The sequence below is a fragment of the Bacillus cereus group sp. MYBK222-1 genome (assembly GCF_051916425.1).
Classification (GTDB): domain Bacteria; phylum Bacillota; class Bacilli; order Bacillales; family Bacillaceae_G; genus Bacillus_A; species Bacillus_A paranthracis.
In genome coordinates this window covers 1,415,574-1,427,296 of the sequence record NZ_JBQAGP010000001.1, presented here as the reverse complement: position 1 = coordinate 1,427,296, position 11,723 = coordinate 1,415,574, and the positions used below count along the sequence as shown (strand labels likewise).

The window sequence follows — 11,723 nt, the reverse complement described above, 5'->3', positions numbered from 1 at the left end:
TATAAAAAGACTCCTATGAAAATAGGAGTCTTTTTGTTGTATTATTTTTTCCTTTTCTTTAAATCCTTCTGATACATGTAAAGCTTATGAATTTCATCCTTAAATTCCTGCAAAAGTACGATGTTTTCCTCATTTGAATAACGCACTGTATTATAAGCATTAATAATAATATGACTCTGAATATTTACATCTTTTTCACTATTTATTCTATCTAACCATGCCTCAATAGTTTCTCCTCGATTTCTATTTAAAGGGGGAGTTAACTTACTTTCAAGCTTAAAAATCTCTTTTCGAATTTCGTTATGTGGCGGTTTGTTTCGTTTCAAACGTTTTTGGCTCATTCCTTCTTTATCAGTGATGATAGTAGATTCAAAGACAGGTATATTTGGTAAACTGAATTGTTTTCGTTTTTTTATTATTTTCCAAACGACATAAATAGCAATGAGTGTACAAACTAATATGGTAATGCTATTTATAAGAGTTGGATCAAAAGAACGTGGCTCCAAATCATCCTTAATTTTAGGGTCTTTTAGATTTCCTTTATTCGACCAAAAATCATCTGTTTCTTTTAACACGGCTGCTGAAAATAATGGATTGATAGCGTATCCGAACCCTAATGCAACTGCTTCTATGATAAATGAAAAAACAAGCCGAATGAAAGGAAACACTTGAATAAGTACTATACTCATTACACCAATCGTAATAATAGAAGCGAAACGTAATAACTGTTGATTACGATTTGCTCCAGTTAACCAAAATGTAATCATAATGTGTATAACTAATAGTAATAGTTTCCCGAGTGGTGGAAAAGGCGCATAAAATATAGCTGAAACACCAAACCAAACAATACCACCTAACGATTTTTGAGCTGGGTATCCTGGTCCGACTACATGTACGATAAAGAAGAAAAGTGGTAACATAATTGTGCCAAATAGAGAGAAAGGGAGAAAGATAGAACAACCGATTATTTGAGTCATTAACAGTATGACAAATCCAGTCGTTTTTTTCTTCATTAATTTATGAATAAGAAATACGGCAATATAGCTCGTTGCTAAAAATATAGTAATAGCTATAAGTTCGTCCCTTTCTGTTAATAACGAAAGGAGGAGCAGCAGAATAAAGTCATTAACGTGATAGAGCCAAGTTTTCAAGCTTTTCCACCATCCCTTCGTTATTTATGAGAAACGTAGGTTGCGATAGAAGAGAGAGGTCATTCTTCTGCAAGCCAATGTAAATCATTGTAGACGATCGTTCTCCTTTTCTATTTGTATAATGGAGAAATCCTTGTTTCGGAATTAGTGTGCTATCGTCTGAAATACGTGCCAATTCCTCTAAAGCTTTTGCGTAATGTGTTTGTCCTTCATTTAATGGTAAGTGCAGAGGGCCACCTTCAGCTAATACACTAATAAATAATTCAAACGGTATTTGATGCTTCGTAGCATATTGACAAATGTATGTTGCAAATGAAATAAGGTCTTCTATATTATCTTTCCAACCAAACCCGCGATCAGCAGCTAATGAAAGACAAATTGTCCAACTATAATTTTTAACAGGTTCATATTGCTTTGCTTGTAATTCCTGCATTTTGGCAGATGCTTTCCAATGAATGGAACGGAAAGACTCACGTTCGTACCGTTTCACACCGATAATAGATGTTTCATCATTGTAAAAAGAAAAATTCGTTCGATAAGATCCATTTAAAAGTTGCTGAAGTTCTTGCAAACCTGCTACTTCTTTAGGTGATGGATACACAATAATTTCAGTTCTTAATTTATCAAATACAGGTAAATGTACAGATAATAAATGAAAAGGATCTTTCAAAACACATTCGAACTGTTCAATTTGAAACACGCCACGCTTCGTTGCAGTTAATGATAAATCCCATTTTTGCGCTGAATGAGCAGGTTGTGAAAATGGGAAAGAGAATAGTGTTTTTGATATTTGTTCAATTCCTTGATCTTTATTCGGTAGTAGGGACGGATCTAAATGAAAATAACAAACACCGTTAACGAGTGGTATGTTTGCTCCATTTTTTAAATGAATAAAAAACTGTCCAGATTCATTAGGAAATAAACGAGTTGTTTGTTTCTCGTTTAGCACTTGAAACTGTTTTTCTATATATGCGACATATTTATAAATGAAAATCGCAAATAAATAGTAGAAGAAAAAGAAAAACATAATGATTCGTTGCGGCATAAAAAATGTAAATAGTATCGCGCCTGGAACAGATAGTTGAATAATATGAAGTTGAAAAAATAAAGGTACAGTTACAACGCGCTGTCCATTCATGTTTGCTCAATCTCCACTGGTACGTCAATCTCTTTTAAAATCTTTTGCATCATTTCATTTTTTGTCGTACGTAATGCACCTTCCATTGATAAGACGATACGGTGATTCCAAACGGAAGGAACTAACAATTGTATATCTTCTGGTGTGCAATATTCTCTCCCACGTAAAAAGGCTAAAGCTTGAACAGCACGTACTAAAGCTAATGTGGCACGTGGACTTACACCGTTAGCGATATAATCATGATTTCTTGTAGCATGAGCAAGTTTAATAATGTAATGTTCTAACGGTTCTGATACGAAAATCTCTTTTACTCGTTTCTGTGCCTCTAAAATATCATCTAAAGTAATAACAGATGTGACACTTTCTAGTGGTGCATCGTTACGAAAACGTCGCATCATTTGTAGTTCATCTTCAGAATTCGGATAACCTATAGAAATTGTCATTAAAAAGCGATCAAGCTGTGCATCTGGAAGAGGGAACGTTCCTTGTGATTCAATTGGATTTTGCGTCGCAATAACAAAGAACGGTTTTGGAAGAGGAGTTGACTGCTTTTCAAGCGTCACTTGTCGTTCTTCCATCGCTTCTAATAAACTAGACTGTGTTCTCGGCATTGCACGGTTAATTTCATCTGCCAGTAGAATGTTTGCCACGACTGGTCCGAGTCTTAACTCGAATTCGCTCGTTTTCGGATTGAAATATTCAATACCTGTCACATCACTCGGAAGTACATCCGGTGTAAATTGAACGCGAGAAAAATTACCACCAATACTTTTTGAAAGTGTTTTCGCAAGTAACGTTTTCCCAGTACCAGGTACATCCTCAAGAAGTACATGACCGTCAGCAAGCAAGGAAACAATTAATAGATCTATAACATTTTCTTTACCTACAAAAACTGATCCTATATTTTCCTTCAATTTATTTATCATATGTATCATTCCTTTCAAAATATAAACGGATATTTCTATATTTTAACAAATTATTCAGAAAATTTATATGATTTTTCAATTCAAAGAAATAAATATTCAATTATTAAATTATACTCTTGCATATTTTGGAGTGTGAATATATAATATCGGTATACGATGTATCGCGAGTCGATATATCATGAGGCGATGTATCGGAGGTGGTTATAATGAATACGAAAGCGAGAAAATATATTCCGTTAACTGAGGCAACATATTACATACTGTTATCACTAGTGAAACCAATGCACGGTTATGGAATTATGCAAATGGTAGAAGAGATGACAAATGGAGAAGTAAAGCTCGGTCCTGGAACTTTATACGGGAATACGACGAAGTTATTAAAAGAGAAATTAATTGTTGAAGTTGCCTCAACAGATAGAAAGAAGTGCTATGAGTTAACGCCACTTGGTAAAGAAGTGTTAGAGCTAGAGTATAACAGGTTGCAACGATCTGTAAGGAATGGGAATAGTATATTAGGGGAGTGAATGGAAGATGGAGACAAAAAGGGTATTCAAATTTTTTATGGCATGGAATTTAGAAAAAGAAGAAGCTTTTTTACGAAAGATGCATCAGCAAGGTTGGGCATTACAAAAATATAATTTAATGTATACGTTTCAGAAAACGGAGCCAAAAGATGTAATGTACAAAGCTGATTTTAGATTGGTTTATAGAGATTCGAAAGAACAACAACAAGAATATTTCGAAATATACGAAATGTCAGGTTGGAAACGCGTAACAAGTTTCACAAGATGGAATTATTTTTGTAAAGAAGTAGAAGAAGTAAATGAATTGCCTGATATTTACTCAGAAAAGGAGACGAGGATACAAAAACTAAATGAATTATTGTTATTCCTTGTTATTATATCAGCAAGTTTATTACCATCAATGTATAATCTGTTTTTAAGCCCGATGGAATCAAGAGTGCCAATGTGGGCGAAAGTTATGACCGGTCTTACAGGTGGTATGTGGATGTACTTCTTTATAAGACTTTCTTGGAAAATCAAGAAATTAAAAAGTGAAATATTATAATAAAAAGTGGAGTTTAAAAGAAGTTGATTTTGTAAAGAGGTAATTAATATGGGAATCAACTTCTTTTGTTTCTATATAATCGTATTTTTGATCACTCTTTTTTATATAATAAAAATCTATATGAAGGCATAAAATTAACAATATCAAAGCCGCAATAATTTACCCTGAAAATAATAAATGAAGAAAAAAGATTCATATTGAGGATCAAAAAATAAAAGATGACTAAAAAGATGTGGGGTGTAACTAATAATAAGGAAGAAACACGTTTTTTATTAAAGTATAAAACGAAAAAATCCCTTATAGAAAAATCTATTTCTACAAGGGATAATCATGTTTTTATTAGAAAGACTGATTTTGAGCAGGTTTAATAAATTGTTCAGGATTTTCAACAAGCCCACATACAGCGCATTGGACTCTGTAAGTAGGTCCTTGATAGGCCATATGAAAAGCATTCATCGTTTCATTTGTATATTCTTCTTCTACTTGACCAGTTTGTGGATTTAATTTGACTGGTTTTACTTGTTGCTCAAGAATATTAAAGCGAGTGCGGTTCGTTTTACAACTTGGACATAGCATTGGTTCCATATGTATACACCTCCATTTGTAGCATTTCTTAAACTCATTAATTTTATGCAAGCGAAAAAACTTTCTCAATATAAATAGGTGTTTAATGTATTTAAAATTCAGAAAAAATAAAATATAATAAGAGTACGAACTGGTTATGTCCAAACCAAATCTCCTGTTTTATGCCAATAAGCTGGGAGGCCGAGAAATCGGCCTCATTTTTTTGTGCTCGTTACTATAGGAAACAAGGTTTTTATGAGACTTTTGTCGAAATTTTAGGGATGGATATAAAGGGGGATGTAAAATGAATTTAAAAATGAAGTACATCATTTTATATGTAGAAAAGTTTGAGGAATGTTTAAGGTTCTATAAAGATGTATTACAGTTACCGATAAAAGCAGAGCACGGTACATATATTGAATTTAATACGGGATCTACAATATTAGCAATGAATACGCGGCAAGACGTGAAAGAATTAACAGGATTACCACTTACAGAAGGCGAGTTACAATCTTCTCATTTTGAATTAGGATTCGTTGTTGAAAATGTAGAAAAAACAATTGAGCAATTTAGAGAACAAGGTATTACGATTTTAGTTGAACCAATTGTAAAGCCGTGGGGACAAACAATTGCATATATTGCTGATCCAGATGGGAATTATATTGAAATTTGCAGTTCATTAGAATAGAAGGAGAAAAAGAGATGGGGTTTCCGAAACTAGAAACAGAACGTTTACAATTAAGAGAATTAACGTTGTTAGATGCAGAAACGATGTTCCGTTATTTTTCAAAAGAGTCTGTTATACGTTATTTCGGAATGGATTCTTTTGAAAATATTGAGCAAGCGAAAACAACGATTCAAACGTTTAAAAATCGTTATGAAGAGGGAAGTGTATTTCGCTGGGGAATAGAGAAAAAGGGGACGGGCCAATTAATCGGAACGTGTGGTTTTCATTTAATTAACCATCATCATAAGCGAGCTGAAATTGGTTATGAATTAGACGATACATATTGGGGACAAGGATACGCCTCGGAAGCGTTACAGGCGATTTTAGCTTACGGGTTTGAAACGTTGCAACTTATAAGAATTGCTGCTGTTGTATATGTAGAGAATAAAGCTTCTCAAAAATTATTAAGTAAAGCAGGATTTCAAGAAGAAGGATTACTTCGAAAACATATGATTCAAAATGGAGTTGCGCATGATACGATTTTATATTCTTTATTAAAAGAAGAGTGGAAGAAATAATGAGTACGAGTGAATTGATAAATGTTATGAAGAAGCATAAAGAAAATAGGTTCATTTTAGGTATAGATGGTTTAAGTCGTTCAGGAAAAACAACATTTGTTGCAAATTTAAAGGAAAATATGAAACAGGAAAGCATTCCGTTTCATATTTTTCATATTGATGATCATATAGTGGAGCGTAATAAACGCTATGATACCGGATTTGAAGAATGGTATGAGTATTATTATTTGCAATGGGATATTGAGTGGCTTCGGCAAAAGTTTTTTCAAAAGTTACAAAATGAAACGAGACTGAAATTACCGTTCTATAATGATGAGGTAGACTCATGTGAAATGAAGAAAGTACAGATTCCCATAGTAGGCGTAATTGTAATTGAAGGTGTTTTTCTACAGCGAAAAGAATGGAGAGATTTCTTTCATTATATGGTGTACTTGGATTGTCCAAGAGAGACAAGATTTCTACGCGAGAGTAAGAAAACACAGAAAAACCTTTCAAAGTTTGAGAATAGGTATTGGAAAGCAGAGGATTATTACTTAGAAACGGAATTGCCGAAGGATTGGGCGGATTTAATCATCAAATGATTTGAAAATAGAAGGTGGGCATAATGAATATTTTATGGGATTTTGATGGTACGTTATTTGATACGTATCCAGTTTATACAAAACTTCTTTCTGAAATATTAGGTGATACAGTAGATAAACAAGAAATATACAAAAACTTAAAAACATCCTATTCTCATGCAATTCAGTATTATAATATTTCATGCGAACAGGAAGAACAGATTAAAATTTTGAAGGGGAAAATCACTCCAAAAGATATGAAACCTTTTGGAGGTGTTGAAGAGATTTTGAAATATGCGGATAAAAATGTGATTATGACTCATAAACATAGGGCGGGGGTTATGGAAATTTTAGAATATTACGGCTGGGACAAATACTTCGTCGACATGGTTACAATTGACGATGGATTCCCCCGAAAACCGAATTCGTTAGCTTATGATCATCTGCATAAAAAGCATAATATTGATTTAGCTATTGGAGACAGGGAGTTAGATTTAATACCTGCAAAAGAGTTAGGTATTTCAACATGTATGTTTCAAGGGAGTTGTGATGTAGCAGATTATTCTTTATCGTATTACTCGGAATTTTTTCAGGTAGTGATTGATAGAGAGTTTTTTTTAAAAATAAGTGATTATTAAAGACTGTATCTTTCCATTTGAAGATACAGTCTTAATTTTTTAGAGTATTGCATCTTTATTTTCTATACACTTCAATACGTTCGTTCTCCCATGTATTCAACAAGCTTTCTATATGTACCAATTGCCATGGATTAAAAAATGATTGTCCATTTTTATTAAAGAAATAGCCGCCGCCTAGATGAAAAGAGGCATGTAGTACTTTGTTCTTTTCATTTTTCCAAACAAGGATATCGCTAGGTTGTAAAGAATCGATAGAAGCTGATTTTAATCGATACTGTTTTATTTGTAAACCTTTTAGAAAGCTATTATCATGTACCCATTTCGTAATAATCCATTTTGCCTCAGATTTTTCACTACAAATACTCGCTAAAGTAGCTGCAAGACAATTTGCTCCGTTTACACTTGAAAAACTATTAAAATAGGGAGCGATATGGGGGAAACTATTTTCGAATTTTTTGATTTGCTCTTTACTTAATGAAGTTTGATAAACAAATTGTTTTGTTAATAAAAGTAAAAATTTATATTGAAACTCTTTATGTAAGTTATCCCATAGTGATTTTTGCATACTTATATAACGCTTCGAATCATATGTAAATGAATAAGGAGATACATGTTGTAATATGGCCGTTTTACTTGAAGGAGATGGTATATCCTCTAGTACACATTCAATCATATCCCATTCATAAATAGAGCCTCTATTAACTTCAAATTGAATTCGGAAAATACTTTCGCGTGTTTCTTTGTCCCATTGCATAATCAAACTAGGGTTTGCTACACAAACAAATTGAATGTCCTTATGAATATTCCATACTTGATAACTATTTCTGCTATTAATATTGTTAAAAATGGTATGGTTAGAAAATTCCTCTTTAGGCATTAGTAAAGTATTAGAAGTGAAATGCTTTACTACTGCTCCATACTTTTTAGGGAAAAAGAATAAATCATATTCAGGTAGAAATTGTTTAATCCATTTATTTAGTATATTTATTTCGATTTGTATACTATTCATTAAAAATCACCTCTAATCTATATTCTATACTAGTACTTTAAATGCCTTTTTAATATATAGAAAAAGCGATATTAATTATCATTGGATATGAAAATATAGGGAATATTATTCAGTATTTGTAAGTAGTCATGTTATTCTAATAATAGATTCCAATAAAGCGAGTGATTACATGAGTATTTTCATTTTAGAAGACGATGTTATACAAGCACAGCAAATGAAGCGGTTAGTTGAAGAGATTTGTGAGAAATATATGTTGCCTTTTGATTTTATTGAGGTGACTAGTAAAAGTGAAAATATTATTACTAATATTCCGAAGGCGAAGTATGTTCCAATCTATTTTTTAGATATAGAGATTAAAAGGGAAGAGCGTAAAGGGTTACAAGTAGCACAAGAGATACGAAAGTATGATACGCAAGGAATTATTGTGTTTGTAACGACGCATTCTGAATTTGCACCTATTTCATATCAATACATGGTATCAGCTTTAACTTTTATTGATAAAGGGTTGCCATACGAGGAGAGATATAAAGTTTTTGAACAATGTTTACTTCAATATGAAGCAAGAAATAAGCATATTATTCCGTCCGATGACTTTATCGTTGAAAATAGTAATGCCACTGTGCGGGTTCCTTTTCATGAAGTTGAATATGTTATGACTGATGAACCGCACCGGTTAGCATTAGTGACGTTAGATCGAATCGTTTATTTTTATGGAGCATTAAAGGAGATAGAAATAATAGATGAACGTTTATTTCGTTGCCATCAGTCATATATCGTGAATACGAAGCAAATGTCTTCTTACGATGCGAAACAAAAAATGATAGTTTTAAAAAGCGGGAAACGCATTCCAGTGTCACGGCGTTTAGTGAGTAAAGTACGTAACATGTTAAAGGGTGAGATGTAATGTATATTTATGATTTATTTGCAATACTGCTTACTAGTATGTGTCATACGTTTTTATATATACAATTAATCCGATACAACAGATTGTCAGTTAGAATGTTAATAGCTTTAAGTACGGTATTCATTATTTTACTTGCTATTGTTGTAACAGTAACGAGATATCCAGAATTGAATAGTACGATTGTGTTATTTTTAATAAGTTTAGGATTAATGCAAAATGAATTGAAATTTAAGCATAATTTATATTTTGCACTGGTGAGTATGGTGATTATAACGTTAGTGAAAATGTTGCTATTAGATTTAGGGATGAAAATCTTTATGTTAACGCCATTCAATTTATATTTATGGACAGGTAGTATTATTCATCTTATCGTATCAATCCTTACTTTTATCGGTATTTTAGTAGCGCGAAAAAGAATTCAAAAAATCGCTCAATATATAGTAAGTAGTCCGTTATACTATGTAACTTATATATTATTAATGATCGGGTTTATTATTGAACTAATTTTAACTCAGCCGTCAACTGAGTTTTTAGCAAAAATAAATCAACAATACAGTGAAGTAAGTTATAATTCAGCGATTATTATTTTTTTATTATTACTAATCATCGTACTAATAAGCTCACATTTATCGAAAGAAAAGTTACGAGAAGAGCATGAAAAACGTTTAGATAAAGAGTTATTAGATTATGTGGAAAAATTAGAGGATATGCATGATGAGCTTGCTAGTTTTCGTCATGATTATATGAATGTATTACTATCGTTAGAAGAAGGAATACGTACAAAAAATGTGAAAGAAATTGAGCAAGTGTACTACGATGTTATTGCTCCCACATTAAAAACAATAAATGATCATGAACTTGATATCGCAAAATTATCTCGCATACAAATTCCTGAAGTAAGAAGCGTATTAAGAGCAAAAGTTAGTACTGCTCAGCAGCAACAAATAAAAGTAATGCTTGATATACCAGAGAACATTGAAAGTGTTTCGATGACGATTATTTCATTTATTCGTATCATTTCAGTTTTAGTAGATAATGCAATTGAGGAAGCAGTATGTAGTGAGGAAAAGATATTACAAATCGCATTCTTTGAAATGGATTCACGACAATATTTTATCGTGCGTAATAGTTCAAAGGGGGAAGCGATTGATTTACAAAAAATTTATGAGAAAAACCATTCAAGTAAAGAAGGTGCTAGAGGGTACGGGCTATTTTCGTTAAAACGAATCATAAATAAAACAAATAATGCGACGTTAGAAACAACTTATGTAAGTTCTTATTTCACACAAACATTTATATTAAATGAGATAAAATGACCATCTATGATGAAAAGGAAACCGAATAAGAAATAACTACATACTTTCTTCACTCAATTTTATACACTTCAAGTAAGAGGTGAAGCGAGATGAATGGTCTTATTTTTACAACAATGATTAGCTTTGGTTTACCGCTTATAGCACTTTTATATGCTTTTTGGAAGAAACGCTATATTCCATATATGTTAGGTATATTGGCTTTTGTTGTATCACAAATATTGATTCGCATACCAATGCTAAATTATTTAAATGGAACTAGCACAGATTTTCAAATGTTTTCTGTTATGCAGCCTATACTATTTGCAGTTTTGCTTAGTATATCAGCTGGAATTTTTGAAGAGATAGCTCGTTTTATCGCAATGCGTTATTTTATGAAGCAACGAGATTGGCAGTCTGGTTTTTTATTTGGAGCAGGGCATGGTGGTATTGAGGCGGTGTTGATAGTCGGTATCCCAGTAATATCCCTATTATTATCACAAACAGTCATTCAAAATGGTGACAGTTATTATCTCGGTGGTATTGAACGCATCTTTGCGATGGTATTACATGTTGGGCTTTCTTTCATTGTATTGCAAGCTGTCGTCCAAAAGAAATTTCGTTATGTTGTATATGCAATTCTCATCCATGGGACTGTAAATGCATTAGCTGGCATTATATCGCTATATGTGCCAGGGAAAAGCGGGATTATTATGTCAGAAGTTTCAATAGCAATTTTTGCGTTACTCACTTTTAGTTATAGTTTCATTTTAAAAAGAAAGGGTGTATTAAAATGAGAAGAATGTTACTTATTATTATAAGTGCTATCGCGGCGTTCGCGCTCGCAGCATGTACCGGTAATAAAGTAGATGAAAGTACGTCAAAAAAGTTTATTCCAAAGGCGGAAGAAATTGTATCATTATTAAATGAGGCAAAGTATAAAGACGTGCGTGAAAAATTTGATAGTAAAATGAAAGCTGCATTGTCAGAAGAAAAGATGAAAGATCTTACACCTATAATAGAGAAAGCTGGTACATTTGAAAAAATTGAAAAACAATCGATTGAAGAAAAAGATGGCTTATATACTGTTATTCTTGTAGCAAAATATAGTAAAGAACAACGGACATTCATTATAACTTATAATGATAAAGAAGAAATAGCGGGTTTAGTTATTAAATAAAAAAGAGATACAGTGGAAGTTTCCGCTGTATCTCTTTTTTGTTTTAAC

The 11,723-nt window shown here is 32.4% G+C and carries 15 protein-coding genes; 10 read left to right on the top strand and 5 right to left on the bottom strand.

The features are described from left to right. Nucleotides 1-41: 41 nt before the first annotated feature. The 3 genes from ACTFR9_RS07390 to ACTFR9_RS07380 are packed head-to-tail and all read right to left on the bottom strand — an operon-like array spanning nucleotide 42 to nucleotide 3,215. The gene (locus ACTFR9_RS07390) at nucleotides 42-1,151 is read right to left on the bottom strand and encodes a DUF4018 domain-containing protein (protein ID WP_000860520.1); all 1,110 of its coding nucleotides are present in this window, start codon (nucleotides 1,149-1,151) and stop codon (nucleotides 42-44) included. Beyond that, a complete protein-coding gene (locus ACTFR9_RS07385) occupies nucleotides 1,126-2,289 on the bottom strand; it encodes a DUF58 domain-containing protein (RefSeq protein ID WP_001014373.1) in 1,164 nt (387 codons plus the stop codon). Before ACTFR9_RS07385 ends, ACTFR9_RS07390 begins: the two co-directional genes overlap by 26 nt. After that, the gene (locus ACTFR9_RS07380) at nucleotides 2,286-3,215 is read right to left on the bottom strand and encodes an AAA family ATPase (protein ID WP_000608773.1); all 930 of its coding nucleotides are present in this window, start codon (nucleotides 3,213-3,215) and stop codon (nucleotides 2,286-2,288) included. The genes ACTFR9_RS07385 and ACTFR9_RS07380 overlap by 4 nt, the downstream gene beginning before the upstream one ends. A 206-nt stretch (nucleotides 3,216-3,421) precedes the next feature. On the opposite strand from ACTFR9_RS07380, the gene ACTFR9_RS07375 reads away from it, so the two are divergent. Continuing rightward, a complete protein-coding gene (locus tag ACTFR9_RS07375) occupies nucleotides 3,422-3,739 on the top strand; it encodes a PadR family transcriptional regulator (protein WP_001092642.1) in 318 nt (105 codons plus the stop codon). Between the two features lie 7 nt (nucleotides 3,740-3,746). After that, nucleotides 3,747-4,283, top strand: a complete 537-nt coding sequence (locus ACTFR9_RS07370) for a DUF2812 domain-containing protein (protein WP_000448674.1) — start codon at nucleotides 3,747-3,749, stop codon at nucleotides 4,281-4,283. A gap of 339 nt (nucleotides 4,284-4,622) precedes the next feature. On the opposite strand, the gene ACTFR9_RS07365 is transcribed toward ACTFR9_RS07370, so the two are convergent. Further along, the gene (locus tag ACTFR9_RS07365) at nucleotides 4,623-4,868 is read right to left on the bottom strand and encodes a hypothetical protein (protein WP_000433609.1); all 246 of its coding nucleotides are present in this window, start codon (nucleotides 4,866-4,868) and stop codon (nucleotides 4,623-4,625) included. A 283-nt stretch (nucleotides 4,869-5,151) separates the two neighbouring features. Here ACTFR9_RS07365 and ACTFR9_RS07360 point away from each other — a divergent pair, with 283 nt between their 5' ends. From ACTFR9_RS07360 to ACTFR9_RS07345, 4 genes are read left to right on the top strand one after another with little or no spacing between them, the layout of a single operon-like run. Then, complete coding sequence (locus ACTFR9_RS07360) at nucleotides 5,152-5,535, top strand: VOC family protein (protein ID WP_001049862.1); 384 nt, start codon at nucleotides 5,152-5,154, stop codon at nucleotides 5,533-5,535. 14 nt (nucleotides 5,536-5,549) lie between these two features. Beyond that, on the top strand, nucleotides 5,550-6,092 hold the full coding sequence (locus tag ACTFR9_RS07355; RefSeq protein ID WP_000506667.1) for a GNAT family N-acetyltransferase: 543 nt from the start codon (nucleotides 5,550-5,552) through the stop codon (nucleotides 6,090-6,092). Next, nucleotides 6,092-6,673, top strand: coding sequence for a kinase (locus ACTFR9_RS07350; RefSeq protein ID WP_000107741.1), 582 nt, complete (start codon nucleotides 6,092-6,094; stop codon nucleotides 6,671-6,673). Before ACTFR9_RS07355 ends, ACTFR9_RS07350 begins: the two co-directional genes overlap by 1 nt. Nucleotides 6,674-6,696: 23 nt before the next feature. Continuing rightward, complete coding sequence (locus tag ACTFR9_RS07345) at nucleotides 6,697-7,290, top strand: HAD-IA family hydrolase (RefSeq protein WP_001024261.1); 594 nt, start codon at nucleotides 6,697-6,699, stop codon at nucleotides 7,288-7,290. Between the two features lie 55 nt (nucleotides 7,291-7,345). Here ACTFR9_RS07345 and ACTFR9_RS07340 read toward each other — a convergent pair whose 3' ends face one another. Next, nucleotides 7,346-8,299 (bottom strand): hypothetical protein, encoded by a 954-nt coding sequence (locus ACTFR9_RS07340; RefSeq protein ID WP_001084811.1) that lies wholly within the window; start codon nucleotides 8,297-8,299, stop codon nucleotides 7,346-7,348. Nucleotides 8,300-8,468: 169 nt separating this feature from the next. Between ACTFR9_RS07340 and ACTFR9_RS07335 the strand changes: the two genes are divergently transcribed. The 4 genes from ACTFR9_RS07335 to ACTFR9_RS07320 all read left to right on the top strand — a co-directional run bounded on the left by ACTFR9_RS07335 (nucleotide 8,469) and on the right by ACTFR9_RS07320 (nucleotide 11,675). Then, a complete protein-coding gene (locus ACTFR9_RS07335) occupies nucleotides 8,469-9,203 on the top strand; it encodes a LytR/AlgR family response regulator transcription factor (RefSeq protein ID WP_000021631.1) in 735 nt (244 codons plus the stop codon). After that, entirely contained in the window at nucleotides 9,203-10,519 is a 1,317-nt protein-coding gene (locus ACTFR9_RS07330; protein ID WP_000276086.1) for a GHKL domain-containing protein, read from the top strand. Before ACTFR9_RS07335 ends, ACTFR9_RS07330 begins: the two co-directional genes overlap by 1 nt. 89 nt (nucleotides 10,520-10,608) lie before the next feature. Next, the gene (locus tag ACTFR9_RS07325) at nucleotides 10,609-11,292 is read left to right on the top strand and encodes a YhfC family intramembrane metalloprotease (RefSeq protein ID WP_001013700.1); all 684 of its coding nucleotides are present in this window, start codon (nucleotides 10,609-10,611) and stop codon (nucleotides 11,290-11,292) included. Then, entirely contained in the window at nucleotides 11,289-11,675 is a 387-nt protein-coding gene (locus tag ACTFR9_RS07320) for a DUF3887 domain-containing protein (RefSeq protein WP_001253792.1), read from the top strand. The genes ACTFR9_RS07325 and ACTFR9_RS07320 overlap by 4 nt, the downstream gene beginning before the upstream one ends. The last annotated feature ends 48 nt before the right edge of the window (nucleotides 11,676-11,723 follow it).